At 64.2% G+C, this 17,983-nt stretch carries 11 protein-coding genes; all 11 read right to left on the reverse strand.

Annotation, left to right across the window (positions count from 1 at the left end):
• Positions 1-18: 18 nt before the first annotated feature.
• Complete coding sequence (locus ACCQ13_RS19395) at positions 19-489, reverse strand: hypothetical protein (RefSeq protein WP_104601915.1); 471 nt, start codon at positions 487-489, stop codon at positions 19-21.
• Positions 489-1,187, reverse strand: coding sequence for a DUF3800 domain-containing protein (locus ACCQ13_RS19400; protein WP_104601916.1), 699 nt, complete (start codon positions 1,185-1,187; stop codon positions 489-491). Before ACCQ13_RS19400 ends, ACCQ13_RS19395 begins: the two co-directional genes overlap by 1 nt.
• Before the next feature lie 41 nt (positions 1,188-1,228).
• Positions 1,229-2,272: a ribonucleotide-diphosphate reductase subunit beta gene (locus tag ACCQ13_RS19405; protein ID WP_208800724.1), complete on the reverse strand. Its 1,044-nt coding sequence runs from the start codon at positions 2,270-2,272 to the stop codon at positions 1,229-1,231.
• A 167-nt stretch (positions 2,273-2,439) separates the two neighbouring features.
• A complete protein-coding gene (locus ACCQ13_RS19410; protein WP_159407800.1) occupies positions 2,440-4,938 on the reverse strand; it encodes a ribonucleoside-diphosphate reductase subunit alpha in 2,499 nt (832 codons plus the stop codon).
• Positions 4,939-5,538: 600 nt separating this feature from the next.
• Positions 5,539-6,582, reverse strand: a complete 1,044-nt coding sequence (locus ACCQ13_RS19415; protein ID WP_159407801.1) for a DUF475 domain-containing protein — start codon at positions 6,580-6,582, stop codon at positions 5,539-5,541.
• Between the two features lie 106 nt (positions 6,583-6,688).
• Complete coding sequence (locus tag ACCQ13_RS19420; RefSeq protein ID WP_159407802.1) at positions 6,689-9,397, reverse strand: bifunctional acetate--CoA ligase family protein/GNAT family N-acetyltransferase; 2,709 nt, start codon at positions 9,395-9,397, stop codon at positions 6,689-6,691.
• Positions 9,398-9,655: 258 nt separating this feature from the next.
• Positions 9,656-11,023, reverse strand: coding sequence for a magnesium transporter (gene mgtE / locus ACCQ13_RS19425; RefSeq protein WP_104601921.1), 1,368 nt, complete (start codon positions 11,021-11,023; stop codon positions 9,656-9,658).
• A gap of 472 nt (positions 11,024-11,495) precedes the next feature.
• On the reverse strand, positions 11,496-13,646 hold the full coding sequence (locus tag ACCQ13_RS19430; RefSeq protein ID WP_159407803.1) for a M3 family metallopeptidase: 2,151 nt from the start codon (positions 13,644-13,646) through the stop codon (positions 11,496-11,498).
• A gap of 242 nt (positions 13,647-13,888) precedes the next feature.
• Complete coding sequence (gene dcp / locus ACCQ13_RS19435) at positions 13,889-16,054, reverse strand: peptidyl-dipeptidase Dcp (protein ID WP_159407804.1); 2,166 nt, start codon at positions 16,052-16,054, stop codon at positions 13,889-13,891.
• 189 nt (positions 16,055-16,243) lie between these two features.
• On the reverse strand, positions 16,244-17,233 hold the full coding sequence (locus ACCQ13_RS19440; protein ID WP_372372433.1) for an isoaspartyl peptidase/L-asparaginase family protein: 990 nt from the start codon (positions 17,231-17,233) through the stop codon (positions 16,244-16,246).
• A gap of 120 nt (positions 17,234-17,353) precedes the next feature.
• A complete protein-coding gene (locus ACCQ13_RS19445) occupies positions 17,354-17,983 on the reverse strand; it encodes a lysophosphatidylcholine acyltransferase (protein WP_104601923.1) in 630 nt (209 codons plus the stop codon).

Raw genomic sequence — 17,983 nt, forward strand, 5'->3', positions numbered from 1 at the left:
GCGGCCTTTTTTTGTCTGCTATTTGGCTTTGGTCAGCGAGCGGATGCACTCTTCGCGAGACCACGTCGGCGAACTTCGAATCTTTCCTATGCTGCTATCTGCTTGGTAGCAAGTGATGAAGTTAGCCTTCAGTGCCAAATCTTGTTTGAGCGATAGTGCAATCACGACCACAAAATCTTCATAGACCACCGCCACCCGGCGGGTGGCGTCAACCTGTCCGGCAGTTTTATCCCAGCCTTGAAATAGAGTGGCGTCCGGATGCGTAAGGGTCGCCTGAATCCAGTCGATTCGCTGCGCTCTTACTTCTGAGAAGGTGTCCTTCCGACCATCCCACCCCGCGCTCTCGTAGAACGCGTGGTCAAACTTTTTTGCATCGAAGTAGACCCGGATCTCGTCTGGTGTCTGGATCTTGCCACGACAATAGATACGTTCGTAGTGCTGTCGGTACTGGGCAGAAGTTTCGTATTTGACCAACGGAGGCAATGGCATCACCAGCCTCCGTTGAGTCGAATCTTGAACAGGTTGAATTTCTCCTCGCCCTTGCTCGTTGGACCAAGTTCGCGACCTAATGCGCTTTCAATGCGGCTAACAACGGTGAACTTCGCAGTGTTAGGCATCAAGGTAGAATTGATCTTGCTACTAGCCGCTCCCAGCAACAAATCACACATCTGAATCAGTACTACTTCGTTAGACGGTAAGGACTGAACACTTTCAATTCTCGAGCTCAAATTTGCTCGCGACAGACACTGGGCGAGGACAGGCAAGCGCTTGGAATCACGATTGCTTTTCGCGTCACAGAAGATTCGATATTCATTAAAATCGAGAATCCAGTGGTGAAGGAGCTGGTAGTAGAACTTGTAGAACCCCAACTCCGCATCATCGTCATGCAGCGAAAGATCAATTTGGGTCCGATCAACCGCAATACATCGAAAACGAAGGTTCTCGCCATATGCGAAGAAAAGGTCGACCAGTTCTACGTAGAAGTCGCGACGATTAGGCGCAACCTTGCTCCACTTGATCTCGCCCCAAGCCCTATGTCGTTTTCGAAGGTCGCCAATGCGCGACTTAAGCTCATTCCGAACTTCCTGTGGAAGCCAAAGGCTTCCGATCATGAGGTAACGCGCACGCGGATTAGCAGACGTCAGGACGTCCGGATTCGCCTCATCGCAGTACACCTCAAATCTCATATGAGTTCGCAGATAGTTGGGAGATATGAGTGGTGAGATTCTTACAAGTCGTCGAAGCCGTTATCCGAGTTGGTCTTCTTGTACGACGCATTGCGCATCTCGAAGAAGTCGGTCTTGGTCTCGGTGAAGTTGTCGGCGTAGGCCTTGATCCACGGCATCACGTTGTCGTTGGCGCCTTCGTACAGCTTCTCGATGCCGAGCATGCCGGCCATCTTGTTGGCGCGGTACTTCACGTAGCGGATCATCTCGTCCACGTCGATGCCGTCGATGCCGTCCAGCACTTCGGCGGTCCACTGGGTCTCCAGGTCGATCGCGTGTTCGAAGGCCTTGTGCACGTAGTCGGTGAGCTGGTCGCCCTGCAGCGCCTGGTTCTCGCCGATGATGGCGCGAATCAGCTCGCTGATGAACTTCGAATGCGCCAGCTCGTCGCGGTTGATGAAGCTGATGATCTTGCCGGTGCCGGTCATGCGGTTCTGGCGCACCAGATTGTAGAAATACGCAAAGCCGGAATAGAAGTTGATGCCTTCCAGGATCGAGGACTGGATCAGCGAACGGATCAGCGTTTCGGCCGTCTTGTCGCGCATGAAGTCTTCGTAGGCGCCCATGATCGGCGCATTGCGCTTGATGATGGTCGGGTGGGTGCGCGCGATTTCGAACACGCGGTTCTGGTCGGCCAGGCCGGTGATCGAAGCCAGCACGTAGCTGTAGCTCTCGTTATGGATCACTTCCTGCTGGCCGATAATCGCGGCATTGGCATGCGCGGCCGGGTCGGTGATGTATTCGGCCACGTTGTAGATGAAACGCGTCTGCGGCGAGTCCAGCGTGGCCAGCAAACCGATGATCGAATCGTAGGCGTTCTTTTCACGCGCAGACAGCTCGTGGTACTGGCGCGCGTCGCCCTTCATGTCCACCTCGTCGGGGATCCAGAAGTTGGTCGACAACTCCTTGTAGGCCCGATAGAACGACGGGTACGGAATGTCGTTCCAGTTGAGGATGCCCGAGGTCTGACCATTGATGATGCCGGTCGAACGGTTGGGGTTGCGCGGCTCAAGGATCTTGATGCGGTCGAGCGGTGTTGCGGACAGGGCCATGGTTCTTTCTCGAATTTCACTGCGCCAATCACGGCGCTAAACGTGCTGGAGCAAAGCCCCCTGAGTCAGGGGGCGCGCCGACGGCGCGGGGGTGTGGAAGCTGATGAAGCAGGGTCCACGGTTCGCGCAGCGAACCGTGGAAGCGAAAGCGCGAATGCGCTTTAGCTACTGCACCACTCGCACTCACTGATATCGATATCGTTGGAACGCACGTAATACGTGGTCTTCAGGCCTTCGCGCCAGGCGGTCATGTGCAGGTCCAGCAGCGTGCTCGCACGGATGGTGCTGGGCACGTAGAAGTTGAAGCTGATCGACTGGTCCACGTGGCGCTGGCGGCGCGCGTTCTGGCGCACGCTGGCGAACTGGTCCACCTTGTAGGCACCCTTTTCGTAGTACGGCCAGGTGTCCAGCGACAGACCAGGCGCGGCGACCGGGCGACGGAAGTCCTTCTTTTCTTCGTAGTAGAACGCGCTGTAGATCGGGTCGATCGAGGCGGTGGAACCGGCAATCTGCGCGGTGCTCATGTTCGGCGCCACGGCCAGCATCCAGGCATTGCGCACGCCATTGACCGCCACCTGCGCCGACAGCTCCAGCCATTGCGGGCTGTTGTAGTCGCGCGCACGGAAGTACTCGCCGGTGTGCCAGTCGCTGCCACGGAACACGCTGTAGGTGCCCTTTTCCTTGGCCAGCTCCATGCTCGCCTGAACGGTCAGGTAGTTGATGCGCTCGTACAGCTCGTCGCTGTAGTCCTCGGCTTCGGTGGCATTCCAGTGGATGGACTTCTGCGCCAGCAGGTGGTGCCAACCGAAGGTGCCCAGGCCAATGGCGCGGTACTTCTGGTTGGTGATGGTGGCCTGCGGCACGGGCAACTGATTGAGGTCGATCACGTTGTCGAGCATGCGCACCTGGATCGGGATCAACCGCTCCAGCACGTCGGCACCCAGCAGATCGGCCTGGTCGGCCTGCACGGTGATCGCGCGGCCCAGGTTGATCGAAGACAGGTTGCACACCACGAAATCGCCGGCCTTCTTGGTGGTGACGATCTGATTGCCGCTGATGATCTCCTGCATCATCCGCGTCGGGCTCATGTTCTGCAGGATCTCGGTGCACAGGTTGGACGAATAGACCATGCCCTCGTGCTTGTTCGGGTTCTTGCGATTGACTTCATCGCGATAGAACATGAACGGGTTGCCGGTTTCCAGCTGGCTGACCATGATGCGCTTGAAGATCTCGATCGCCTTGACGGTCTTGCGCGTGATGCGCTCGTCGGCGACGACTTCTTCGTACTTGCGGCGGAAGCTGCTGTTGGCGTCGCCCTTCTTCTCGTCGTAAAAGTCCTGCAGGTACCAGCCCTTGATCCGCTTGACTTCGTGCGGATCGAACAGGTACCAGTCGCCGCGACGCTCGACCGCTTCCATGAACAGGTCCGGGATGCACACCGAGGTGAACACGTCGTGCGCGCGCAGGCGCTGGTCGCCGTTGTTCAGGCGCAGGTCCAGGAACGATTCGATGTCGCGGTGGAAGATGTCCAGGTAGACGGCGATGGCGCCTTTGCGCTGGCCCAGCTGGTCCACCGACACGGCGGTGTTGTTGAGCTGCTTGATCCACGGCACCACGCCGCCGGAGGAATTGGACACGCCACGGATCGCCGAACCCGACGAACGCACATAGCCCAGGTAGGCGCCCACGCCGCCGCCGTGCTTGGACACGCGCGCCACGTCGGTGTTGGAGTCGTAGATGCCCTGCAGGCTGTCGTCGACGGTGTCGATGAAGCAGCTCGACAGCTGGCCGCCCACCTTGCCGGCATTGGCCAGCGTGGGCGTGGCCACGGTCATGTACAGGTTGGACAGCGCCCAGTAGGCCTCGCCCACCAGCTGCATGCGGCGCTCGCGGCTGCCCTTGCCGGTGCCGATCTCGTCCTGCATCAGGTACAGCGCAATCGTCAGCCAGCGCTCCTGCGGCAGTTCGAACACGCCGCGCGAGCTGTCGGTGGCCAGGTAACGGGTGGCCAGCAGGTACAGGCCGTTATAGGCGAACAGCGTGTCGCGCTCGGGCTCGATCATCTTGCCGGCTTCGATCAGTTCGTCCTTGGAATAGCGGCGCAGGATGTCGTTGGAATAGACATTGCGGTCGGCCAGGCTTTCCTGCAGGCCGACGAACGAGCCGTACTTCTGGCTGGCGTCGTAGAAGCGGTTGCGGCTGGCGCGCTTGTAGAGGCGGCGCAGGTACAGCCGCGCGGCAAAATGCTCCCACTCCGGGGTGGTCAGATCGACGCGGGCCTCGGCCTCGCGGATCAGGTGGTCGACCAGGTCATCGGCGTTGACGCTGTCCTTGCGCTCGACGAACCCGAACACCGAGCGCTTGTAGTCGGCCACGTCCAGCTGCGGGAACTCGGCATGGATCTGGTCGATGGCGCGCTCCAGGCGCTGCGGCTCGAACGGAATCCTGCGATTGCCCGCTTCCTTGGTGATCCAGGTGGAGACGTTTTGTTCTTCGATGGTCTGTGCGTGCATTGCAATGGCTTGGCGGGGAGGCGGCACGATGTCCGACGGGTCGGCCACTTCCGGCGCGCCGCAGGCGGGCGCGGGAACGCTGGTGGGAACGCTGGTGGGTGCGGCGGTACCGGTGGCGATCGCGGAAAGGGTGTCGTTGGTGGTCATGCGTCCTCCATGCGTAGGCACACGAACCCGCTGGGGAGCAGGCGACGGCCAGGAGAACCCAGAGGAGGCTGGCGAAACGGGACACACGACGCGCGGCCCATGGCCCACGGCAGCATCCTCACCAATCTTCTTGAGATCCCATGGCCGCCATCATGCGGTGTGCTGTCGCATGATGGTTCGGTCGGTGATGCCGCACTGCCGTCGTCGGGTCCTGAAGCGGCACGGCATTGCCGGAACGCGTACAGGCACTGAAGCGGGTGCCACGGGCGATGCGGCTTGCGCATCCGCCTCGTCGCTTGGTGCCGTTTGGGGGGCGGTCACCACCGGACCCCAAGATAGTGTGGTCACCCTAGGGGGTCAACACCAAATATGGAGAAATCTGCGCAGGCCTTGTGGCACAACGCGCTGTTCGGACGAGCGGTCGTACCGGGCTGCTGGAGGACGAATCCGACTGCGCAGGTCAAGTCGGGAAGGCCCTGAACCACATCCCGCACTCACCTTGCATCCACACCAAACGTGGTACGCGTCGCGTTTTTTGCCAACCGCCGCGCGAGCGGCCGCAAGCCGGCTCGCATCTGTCGGCTGACGGCGAAGCGCCGCTCAGATCTCGGTCGGACCGAGCTGGTTGCGCTTGCGATAGCGGATCGACGACCACACCGAGGCGGCGATGAAGGCCACGCCGATCAGGCCGGTCAACACTTCCGGGACATGGTAGACGGTGCCCACCAGCATGATGATCGCCAGCACGCCGATGGCGTAATGGGCGCCATGCTCCAGGAACACGAACTCGTCCAGGGTGCCCTTGTGCACCAGATACACCGTCATCGAGCGCACGAACATCGCGCCGATCGCCAGGCCCAGCATGATGATGACCACATCGCGGGTGATGGCGAAGGCGCCAATCACGCCATCGAAGGAGAACGAGGCGTCCAGCACTTCCAGGTACAGGAAGGCGGCAATGCCCGAGCGCTTGGCCGGGCCCATGCTGCTGTCTTCGCTCTCTTCGGCCTCGAACAAGGCGTCCACGCTGCCGACCAGCAGGTACAGCAGTATCCCGCCCAGCCCGGCGAACAGCACGCTCTGGAAGATGGCATCGGGCAGGAACAGCTTGGTGCCCAGCAGCACGGTGACCGCCACGATCACCGACATTGCGTCCGCCTTGCCGAGCTTGCCCACCAGCCGCTCGATCGGGCCAAGCCAGTGCAACTTGCGCTCCTGGTCGAACAGGAAGTTCAGGAACACCAGCAACAGGAACATGCCTCCGAAGGCGGCAATGGACGGGTAGTGGTCGGTCAGCACCTGGCTGTAGCGCTCCGGCTCCTTGAGCGCCATCTGCATCACCGGCACCAGGCCCATGCCGGTGGCCACCGACACGATCACGATCGGGAACACCAGGCGCATGCCGAACACGGCGATCAGGATGCCCACGGTCAGGAACAGCTTCCGCCAGAATTCGTTCATGTGCTTGAGCACACCGGCGTTGACCACCGCGTTGTCGAACGATAGCGACACCTCCAGCACGCTCAGCACCAAGCACAGCCACAACGCCTGCCATAGACCCATTGCGGTGGTATGCCCCCACCAGGCAGCCAGGCCCAGGCAGATCGCTGTGACCAGGAACGACATTCTGAAATCGCGAAACATTGGCACTCCCAGGCGGGCCGAGACGACAGCCGGAGCAACAGGCCAGGGCAAGGCCCGGCAGGTCCGGCGTGCAGTGGAGGATGGGGGACCGCAGCGTGACGCAACGTCAGGCCGGGCGTGGCGCGTCCATTATAGGCAGTGTCACCGCCATCAGGGTCGCATCGTCCGGATCCGGGCGCACGCCGAAGCCCAGGCTCTGGCACATCGCCAGCATGGTGCGGTTCTCGCGCAGCACCTGGCCTTCGATCTGTTTCAGGCCCAGCCAGCGCGCGTACTCGATCATGATGCGCATCAGCTGCCAGCCGATACCGTGGCCCTTGAGGTCGGAACGGATCAGGATGCCGTACTCGCCGCCGATGTAATCGGCATCGGCATGCAGACGCACCGCGCCGAGCATGTCGCCGCTCCTGGGGTCGATGGCCACCAGCGCGATCGAGCGGGCGTAGTCCAGCTGGGTCAGGCGGGCGATGAATTCGTGGCTGAAATGCTTGACCGACTGGAAGAAGCGCAGCCGCAGGTCTTCGTCGGTGACGCGGGCGAAGAACGCGCGGAACAGCGCATCGTCCTCCGGGCGCACCGGGCGCACCAGCGCGTGGGTGCCATCGCCCAGGCCGATCTGGCGCTCCCATTCCTTCGGATAGGGGAAGATCGCAAAGCGCGGATGGCCGCGCCCCTTGTGCAGCTTGCGCGCCGGTGCCACCGCCACGCGGGCGTCCAGCGCGATCACCCCATCGCGGTCGGCCAGCAGCGGGTTGATGTCCAGTTCGGTGATTTCCGGGATGTCGGCGGCCAGCTGCGCCAGCTGGACCAGCACCAGCGCCACCGCGCGCTCGTCGGCGGCCGGCACGTCGCGGTAGGCCTTGAGGATGCGCGAGACGCGGGTACGCCCGATCAGCTCGTGGGCCAGGCGCAGGTCCAGCGGCGGCAGGGCGAGCTCGCGGTCGTTGATGACTTCCACCGCAGTGCCGCCACGCCCGAACACGATGGCCGGGCCGAACACCGGGTCATCGGCAATACCGGCGATCAGCTCGCGTGCCTTGGGCCGCAGCACGGTGGGCTGCACGATCACCCCTTCGATGGCTGCGTCCGGATGCGCAGCGCGCGCACGCGCCAGGATGCCGGTGGCCGCCTCGCGCACCGCCGCCACGCTGGACAGGTTCAGGCGCACGCCGTCCACGTCGGATTTGTGCGCGATCTCGCTGGACAGCACCTTCAACGTCACCGTGCGCCCGACCGCCAGCAACGGGTCGGCCAGCAGCGCGGCCTCGTTGGCGGTGGCGGCGACCTGCAACGGCACCACCGGGATGCCGTAGGCAGTCAGCAGCCGGTTGGTGGCCACCGGGTCCAGCCAGCGCCGGCCGGCGGCCAGCGCTGCTTCCACCAGCGTGCGCGCCACGCCGGCATCCACCACGAAATCTTCCGGCAGGCTGGGCGGGGTTTCCATCAACGCCGCCTGCGCCTCGCGGTAGCGCACCAGGTGGGTGAAGCCACGCACCGCATCCGATTCGGTGGCGTAGGTGGGCACGCGCGCGGCATTGAGCGCGGCGATGGCCGCATCGTCCTGGCCCAGCCATACCGCAAACACCGGTTTGTCGCGCTGGTAGCGGCTGCGCTGGTCCAGCGCGCGGGTCAGCGCCTTGGCCGCATCGGCCGAGGAGGTGAACGCAGTGGGCACGTTGACCACCAGCAAGGCATCGTTCTCCGGATCGTCCAGCAACGCTTCGATTGCCGCGGCATAGCGCGCGCCATCGGCATCCACAACGATGTCCACCGGATTGCTGCGCGACCAGCCTTCCGGCAACGATTGGTCCAGCCGCTCCAGGGTCTTGGCTGACAGTTCGGCCAGGGTGCCGCCGCGCAACACCAGCTGGTCCGCCGCCAGCTGCCCCACCCCGCCACCATTGCTCAGGATGGCCAGCCGCCGCCCCGGAAAACTGCCCAGCCGGCCCAGCGTTTCGGCGGCGGCGAATAGCTCGTCCAGCGCCCCCACCCGCAACAGCCCGGCACGCGCGAACGCCGCGCCATACACCGCATCCGAGCCGGCCAGCGCCTGGGCATGGGTATCGGCATGCGGATTGATGCGGAACTGGCGCCCCGATTTGACCACCACCACCGGCTTGGCGCGCGCGGCCGCACGCGCGGCCGACATGAACTTGCGCGCATCATCGATGCGTTCGACATACAGCAGGATCGCGCGGGTGCGGTAGTCGGTGGCGAAGTAATCCAGCAGATCGCCGAAATCCACGTCCAGCGTGTCGCCCAGCGACACCACCGCCGAAAAGCCTACCGAGCGCGCCACGCCCCACTCCACCAGGGCGGCGGCAATGGCGCTGGACTCGGAGATCAGCGCCAGGTCGCCGGCCTGCGGGCAGTGCGCGGCGATGCTGGCATTGAGCCGCGCGTGCGGGGCGATCACGCCCAGGCAGTGCGGGCCGAGGATGCGCATGCCCTTGGCGCGCGCGGCCGCCTCCATGCGCGCGGCCGGCGAACCGGGGCCGCGCCCCAGGCCGGCGGTGAGGATGATCGCTGCGGCCACCCCGCGGCGCGCGGCGATGGAAACGATGCGCGGCACGATGCGTGCCGGTGCGGTGATGACCACCAGGTCCGGCACCCACGGCAGATCGGTCAACCGCGCCACCGTGCGCACGCCATCGATCTCGCTGTAGCGCGGGCTCACCCAGCCGATCTGGCCGGGGAACCCGGCCGCGCGCAGGTTGCGCACCACCGCCCGGCCAGCCGACCGCTCGCGCGGACTGCCGCCCACCACCGCGACGGTGCCGGGGCGAAACACCTGCTGCAGGTGATAGGTACTCATCGTGCGGGGGACGCGGAAGCCATCGCACTACGGTACACGCACTGGGGGGCGAGGACATGCGCTGGCCGCTGCGGGCGATGCTGCCTGGTGGACACGCGCCGCCGAGTTGCTTGCCGTGGCGTAGAGGCGCCACTGGGCGCGAGGACGGTCTGGGCAAGGCCCTCGCGCCCAGGGGCGCTCCTACGTGATTGCTGCGTTCTGCGACAGTTCGCGTCCAGTGCGTCGGGCTGCGCAGCACGATGGCACGCCCATGGAGGCCTACAACAACGTGCCGCTCAGGATCATCGCCGCGATGCTGAAGTAGATCACCAGCCCGGTGACGTCCACCAGGGTGGCCACGAACGGCGCCGAGGCACTGGCCGGGTCGAAGCCCAAGCGTTGCAGCACGAACGGCAGCATCGAGCCGGACAACGAGCCGAAGGTGACGATGCCCACCAAGGCCGCGCCGATGGTCAGCGCCACCATCTGCCAATGTGGGCCGTAGTCGTACAGCCCGGCGTTCTGCCAGATGGCGATGCGCACGATCGCCAGCACGCCCAGGATCGCACCCAGGGTGAGGCCGGTGGGCAGCTCACGCAGGGCCACCCTCCACCAGTCGCGCAGGCGCAGTTCGCGCAGCGCCAGCGAGCGGATCAGCAGCGAGGTGGCCTGCGAGCCGGAATTGCCGCCCGAGCTCATGATTAACGGGATAAACAAGGTCAACACCACGGCCTTGGACAGTTCGTCCTCGAAGTGCTGCATGGCACTGGCGGTGAGCATCTCGCCCAGGAACAGCACGCTCAACCAGCCGGCACGCTTCTTGATCATCTGGCCAAAGCCGATGTGCATGTAGGGCTTGTCCAGCGCTTCCATGCCGCCGAACTTGTGCACGTCTTCGGTGGATTCGGCAATCAACGCATCCAGCACATCGTCCACGGTGACGATGCCCAGCATATGGCCGTTGCGATCCACCACCGGGATCGCCAGCAGGTCGTGGCGGCGGATCAGCCGCGCCACCTCTTCCTGGTCCAGCGCCGGGTCCACGGTGACCGGCGGATTGACCTGCGCCACCTCAAGGATGGGTGCGTCCGCAGCGCCGGTGATCAGCCGGCGCATGGTCACCACCTGCTGCAGCACGCGGGTCTGCGGGTCGAGCAGGTAGATCGCGTAGACGGTCTCGCGGCTACGCTCCACGTCGCGGATGTGCTGCAGGGTGCGCCCCACCGTCCAGTCGGTCGGCACCGCCACGAACTCGGTGGTCATCAAGGCGCCGGCGGTGTTGGGCGGGTAGCGCATCAACGCCTGGATCGACAGCCGCGCCTCGGCGCTGAGCAGCCACAGCAGCGGCTGGCGCTGGTCGGCATCCAGGCCGTGGAAGATGTCGGTGGCGCGGTCGTCGGCCATCTGGCCGAGTAGCGAGGCGGCCTGCTCGGCCGGCAGCTGCGCCACCAGCGCGCTGGCATCGCGCAGCTCGGGTTGTTCGAGCAGTTTCACCGCCCGCGCGGGCGACAACGCAACCAATACCTGCGCGGCGTCGTCGCGGTCGAGGGTGTTGAGATACTCCACCGCATCGGCCGTGTTGAGCTCGGCCAGCGGTGCGATCAGTGCATCGACGCCTTCGGCAAGGCGCAGGGTTTCGTCGTACATGGGGGTTCGCCTGGTGACGACCGTCGTCGATGACGGTCGGCGAACCTTCAAACCTCAGGCGCGCGCCAACCAGGTCATCGACCCGGGTCTAGGGTGACTGTCGCTGGACATGGATAAGGGCTCCGAAGGGTGCGCACCGACGGGTTGATCCGGCGGCGGCGCGGCGCAGTCTGCGCCGCCCGGGCCGGCTTGGTCAATGCCCCCTGCGACGCTCGCTCATGTCCGCTTCCGCTAGCAGGGCACAGGCGCCACGACAGCCCACGCACACGGTACGCACCACCGCCATCCATCGCGCCTAGCGGCCGTCGCCAAGGCATACCGACTGCCGGTTCCCGCTGTCGCATTCCGCCTCCCGCAGCGGATGGTCGAGCGCCTCATGCAATGCCGCCAGCGCCCGAGGTGCCGACTCAGCCAATCGCTCCCTGAAGGCGTGAGGGACACGCTGGCAGCAGCGAGCGACCGGCCGGTTCGCCTACTCGGTCAAGCCGCGATACTCCAGCAACGCCTCCACGCTCGGATCCCTGCCACGAAAGTTGCGGTACAGCGTGGTCACATCCACCGAATTTCCCGGGGCCAGGATCTTGGTACGGAAGATATCCCCGTTCTTGCGGGTCAGGCCGCCATGTTCCTCCATCCACTTGAATGCGTCATCGTCCAGAACCTCCGACCAGAAGTAGGCGTAGTACTTGGCCGCATAGCCGAAGCTCCAGATGTGGTCGAAGTAACTGCTCCGGTACCGTGGCGGCACCTCGGGCAGGTCCACCTTGAAACGCCGCATCGTGTCGGCCTCGAACTTGGCGACGTCCTGGATCGGCGCATCCGCCGATTGGCCATGCAGGGCCAGGTCGACGATCTCTGCCGACAGGTATTCGGTGGTCAGATAGCCGCTATTGAATGTTCTGGACTTGCGTAGTTTCTCCACCAATGCGGCGGGCATCGCCTCACCGGTCTGGTAGTGCCTGGCGTAGTTGGCGAACACCTTCGGATCGTTGGCCCAGTGCTCGTTGAACTGGGACGGAAACTCGCTGAAGTCGGTTGGCGTGGAGTATTGGGTCGTGGAGAACATGAAGTGCAAAGCGTGGCCGAATTCGTGGAACATCGACTTGACCTCGTCACTGCTCAGCAATGCGGGCTGTCCATCGGCCGGCTTGGTGAAATTGCACACGTTGTAGATCACTGGCTTGGCACCGGTCAGCGCATTGCGCTGGACAACATTGCCGGCCCAGGCACCACCGGACTTGCTCTCACGCTGGAAATAATCGGTGTAGAACAGCGCCAACGACTTGCCGTCCACATCGAAAATCTCGTACACCTTCATATCCGCGTGATAGGTCGGAATATCGGTGCGCTGCTTGAAGGTGATGCCGTACAGCTGCGTGGCTGCGTAGAACACGCCATTGCGCAACACACTGTCCAGTTCGAAGTACGGCTTGGTCTGCGACACATCCAGATCGTATTTCGCCTTGCGCACCTGGGCTGCGTAGAAGTTCCAGTCCGATGCGGTCAGCTTGAAGCCTCCATGCTGCGCGTCGATCAGCGCCTGGATCTGCGTTGCTTCGTCGCGCGCCTTGGCAGTGGCGCGCGGCACGATATCGGTCAGCAGCTTCAGCGCGGCCTGCGGGGTCCTGGCCATCTCGTTGCGCAGGCTGTAAGCGGCGTAATTGTCGAAGCCGAGCAGCCTGGCCCGCTGCGCACGCACTTGTAGCAAGCGACGGATGGTATCGCGCGTGTCGTTGGCATCGCCCTGCTCTGCACGCTTTTCCGACGCTTCAAGTATCTGCGCACGTAACGCACGATCTTTGAGCGAAGCCAGCACCGGTTGTTGCGTGGTGCTCTGCAAGGCAAGCAGGTACTTGCCATCGAGCTTACGTGCCTTCGCTGCGGCTGCAGCGGCCGCGATGTCAGCTTCACTCATGCCATCGAGCCTGGCCTTGTCGTCTACCACGATCGCCGCAGCCGCCGTCGCGGCAGTCAGCTTGGTGTGGTATTGGGTCGTGAGGTTATCCTCTTCCAGATTGAGCTTGCGCAGGATGGCCTTGTCGGGATCTGACAGGCGTGCCCCGGCGCTGATGAATTTTTCATAGGCCAACTCGAGCAGACGCTTCTGTTCGGGCGCAAGCCCCAGGGTGTCGCGCTGGTCGTAGACAGCCTTGAGCCGTGCGAACAGCCTGGGATTCATCAAGGCCTCGTCATTGAGCGCGGTGACCTTCGGACTGATGTCCCCGTCGATCGCACGCCGCGCGTCACTGGTGTCGGCAGACAACACGCTGTAGAAGATGTTGGAGACATGGGAAAGCGTGGCACCGCTGCGCTCTAGGGCTTCTACCGTGTTTTCGAAGGTGGGCGGTGCCGGATTCTCGATGATCCGGTGCAACTCGATGCGTTTGAGCCGGATACCTTCTTCGAAGGCAGGCAGGTAATCGCTGTCCCTGATCTTGTCGAAGGGCGGGGCCTGCAGAGGGAGCGTACTGGGGATCAACAGCGGGTTCAGGGCCAGACCTGTTCCGGGCGCGGTAGCCGTGGTGCCGGAGGCGGTGGTCGAAGCCGGGGTGGCGGTGTCTTTTCCACTGCAAGCGGCAAGACAGGCCATGATGATGACGGCCAGAGCGACGGGACGTTGCATGCGGTCGGGTTCCTGCAGGTGTGGGTTGCATGCAGCGGCACGGTGACCGTGAGCAGCGCGCATGGTTCGTTCCTCATCATGCGCATTGCTGCAGGGCATTGAGCCAGCTACTGTCTCAGCGCATTCCAGTATTGGCGCTCCCACGAGTAGCCGCAGGAGCGACCAGGAATCGGTGTCCCCTAAAGCGAACGGGATGGCGCGTGCCATCCCGTTCGGCCCTGCAATCGGTGCAGCGCACTCCCTCAGTCGGTCAAACCGCGGTTCTCCAGCAGCGCCTTGACGCTGGGATCCTTGCCGCGGAAATCGCGATACAGCGTGGCCAGGTCGACCGTATTGCCGCGCGAGAGGATCTTGGCGCGGAAGATGTCGCCGTTCTTGCGGGTCAGGCCGCCGTTTTCCTTGAACCACTCGAACGCATCGTCATCGAGCACTTCCGACCAGAAATAGGCGTAGTAACCGGCCGAGTAGCCACCGCCCCAGATGTGGTCGAAATAGGTGCTGCGGTAACGCGGCGGTACTTCGGCCAGGTCCACCTTGAAGCGCTTCAGCGCATCGGCTTCGTACTTGCTCACATCCTGCAGCGGCGCATCGGCCGGCTGGGTGTGCCAGGCCAGGTCCAGCAACGCCGCCGACAGGTATTCGGTGGTGGCGTAGCCGCTGTTGAAGGTCTTGGCCTTCTTGATCTTTTCCACCAGCTCGGCCGGCATCGGTGCGCCGGTCTGGTAGTGCTTGGCGTAGTGGGCGAAGACCTTCGGGTCCGAGGCCCAGTGCTCGTTGAACTGCGAGGGGAATTCCACAAAGTCGTTCGAGGTGCTGGTGCCGGCGATCGAGGGGTATTTCACCTTGGAGAACATGCCATGCAGCGCGTGGCCGAACTCATGGAACAGCGTGGTGACATCGTCGAAGCTCAGCAATGCCGGCTGGCCGGCGGCCGGCTTGGTGAAGTTGCAGACGTTGTAGACCACCGGCTTGGCACCGGTGAGGCCATCCTGTTCGACGAACACGTCCATCCAGGCGCCGCCGGACTTGCTGTCGCGCTTGAAGTAATCGGTGTAGAACAGCGCCATCGAGGTGCCGTCGGCATCGAAGACTTCATACACCTTCATGTCGGCGTGGTAGGTCGGGATGTCGGTACGCTGCTTGAAGGTGATGCCATACAGCTGCGTGGCCGCGTAGAACACGCCGTTCTGCAGCACGTTGTCCAGTTCGAAATACGGCTTGATCTGCGATTCGTCCAGGTCGTACTTGGCCTTGCGCACCTGCTCGGCGTAGAAGTCCCAGTCGGACGCGGCCAGTTTGAAATCGCCCTTCTGGGCATCGATGACCTTCTGCATTTCGGCCACTTCGCGACGTGCCTTGGCGGTGGCGGCCGGCACGGTGTCGGTCAGCAGCTTGAGCGCCGCCTCAGGGGTCTTGGCCATCTGGTCGCCCAGGCTGTAGGCGGCGTAGTTGTCGAAGCCCAGCAGCTTGGCTTTTTGCGCACGCAGCTGCGCCAGGCGCTGGATGGTCTGGCGGGTGTCGTTGGCATCGCCCTTTTCCGCACGCGTTTCAGACGCCTTCAGCACCTCGGCACGCAGCTCGCGATTCTTGAGCGACGCCAGCACCGGCTGCTGGGTGGTGTTCTGCAGGGTGAGCAGAGACTTGCCATCGAGCTTGCGCGCCTTGGCGGCATCGGCCGCGGCGGCGATGTCGCCCTCGCTCAGGCCATCGAGCCTGGCGGTGTCGTCCACCACCACCGCAGCGGCGGCCGAGGCGGCGACCAGGCGGGTGTGGAACTGGGTGGACAGCGTGGTTTCTTCCACGTTGAGCTTGCGCAGGCTGTCCTTGTCGGCATCGGACAGCTGGGCACCGGCACGGACCAGTTCTTCGTAATCGCGCTCGAGCAGGCGTTTTTGTTCCGGCTCCAGGTTCAGCGTGTCGCGCTGATCGTAGAGGGTCTTGACGCGTGCGAACAGCTTGGGATCAAGGTTGATCTCGTCCTTATGCGCGGCCAGCTTGGGCGCGATCTCTTCCTGGATCTTCTGGCGTGCGTCGCTGGTATCGGCCTGGACCAGCCCGAGGAAGATGCGCGAGACGCGCGTGAGCGTTTCGCCGCTGCGCTCCAGCGCTTCGATGGTGTTGTCGAAGGTGGGCGCCTGGCTGTTGTCGGCGATCTTGCGCACGTCGGCCAGGTGCTGGCGCATGCCTTCCTCGAAGGCCGGCAGGTAATCGCTGTCCTGGATCTTGTCGAACGGCGGCGCCTGGAACGGCAGCGTGCTGGCGGTCAGCAGCGGGTTCGGCGCGGCATCGGCGGCCGGGGTAGCGGTGTTCTCGGACACGGGGGCGGACTCCTGACCGGACGGCTCTTTTCCAGAACATGCGGCCAGTGCCAGGGTGATGGCGGCGGCCAGAACGACGGTACGCGACATGGCGTGTGATTCCTGAGTGGTGGGTACGACAAACCATCACGCTAGCGGGTTTGCGCGGCGCCGGCATGTGCCGTTGGCTGGGGAGCGATGAATGGCGATGTGCCGAGCAGCGGCGGTGTGGGGCCCTCATCCGCCCTTCGGGCACCTTCTCCCGCAGGCGGGAGAAGGCAGTGACTCACGCTGGCTTCCTCACAGCGTTTCGTCCTTGAAGATCGCCACGTGCGGGGCGCCATCGGCACCGATCCAGCCGCGGTACATGCCTTCGGTATTGAACGGGAAGGCGATGTTGCCTTGCGCATCCAGCGCAATGGCGCCGCCATCGCCGCCGGCGGTGGGAATCTGCTGGTCGATCACCGCCTCGGCGGCCTGCTGCAACGACTGCCCGGCGTATTTCATGCGCGCGCAGATGTCGTAGGCGGCCACCGCGCGGATGTAGAACTCGCCCCAGCCGGTGCCGGAGACGGCGCACTGCGCATTGGCATAGGTGCCGGCGCCGATGATGGGCGCATCGCCCACGCGGCCGTAGCGCTTGTTGGTCATGCCGCCGGTGGAGGTGCCAGCGGCCAGATGGCCGTCGCGGTCCAGCGCCAACGCGCCGACGGTGCCGAAATGCCTGGCGGTTTCCAGGTCCAGCGCGGCCTGCGCCTGGCGGTCGCCAGCCTCGGCCTTGAGCGCCTTCTGCAGCTGCTGCCAACGCTTGTCGGTGCGGAAGTAGCTCGGGTCCACCAGGGTGACGCCCTGCTCGCGCGCGAACTGCTCGGCGCCGTCGCCGACCAGCATCACGTGCTTGGAACGCTCCATGACGCGGCGCGCCAGCTGGATCGGGTTCTTGACCGTGTGCACGCCGGCAATCGCGCCGGCCTGGCCGCTGGCGCCATCCATGATCGCCGCGTCCAGCTCGTTCTTGCCGTCATGGGTGAAGACCGCGCCGCGCCCGGCGTTGAACTGCGGCGCGTCCTCCAGCACGGTGATGGTGGCCGCCACCGCCTCCACCGCGCTGCCGCCGCGGTTCAACACCGCATGCCCGGTGCGTAGCGCGCGTTGCATCGCCTCGCGTGCCTGGGCCTGTTCCTCGGCAGACAACCCAGACTTCTCCACGCCTGCGCCGCCATGGATCACCAGCATCGGGGTGGCGGCCAGGGTCGGACCGGCACACAGCAGCAAGGACAGGCACACCATGCGGATGGGCGAAGCGATCATGCGGTTTCCTGGTTGCACCTGCGCACGGTGATCGGCAGGTGCGGATGGGATGGGATGCGTTTCGCAGGCCAGACCCTGTGCCCGGCCTCCAGCGGCGTCCTACAGCGTATCGCGATGCTTGCCGCGCCACGGCCGGTACCAGGTGCGGATGGCGGCGATGTCGGCGGCCATGTCGGTGCCGGTCCAGAACGGCTCGCCGATGCCCACGGTCTTGCTGGGGTAATCGAAGTACACCGGCAGGATCGGCACCTGCGCATCGGAGGCGATCTTCCAGAAGCCGGCCTTCCAGTGTTCGACGCGCTTGCGCGTGCCCTCGGGGGTAATCACGTACCACATCTGCTCGGAGTTGCGGATCAGCCGCACCGCCTGGCCAATGGTGCCCTGCGGCGAGCTACGGTCCAGCGGGATGCCGCCGAGCTTGCGCAGCAGCGGGCCCAGCGGCCACCAGAACAGCTGCGCCTTGCCCAGCACGCGCACGTCGAAGCCCAGCGCGAACTTGGCCGCAAAGCCCAGGAAACCGTCCCAGTTGGACGAATGCGGAGCCACGATCATCACCAGCTTGGGCTCATCGGGCAGCCGCCCGAGCAGGCGCCAGCCGGTCAGGCGCAGCGCGGTACGGCCCAGCCAGCGGCCGAAGCGGCCGTGCGCACGCGGCATTCTGGGCGGGGCTGGCTGCAGCAGGATGTTGGCCTGTGTGACCGGTGGCAACGACGGAGCGTCTTGACTCAC

Source organism: Xanthomonas sp. NCPPB 1638 (genome assembly GCF_041475635.2).
In the GTDB taxonomy this organism is placed as follows: Bacteria; Pseudomonadota; Gammaproteobacteria; order Xanthomonadales; family Xanthomonadaceae; genus Xanthomonas; species Xanthomonas cucurbitae.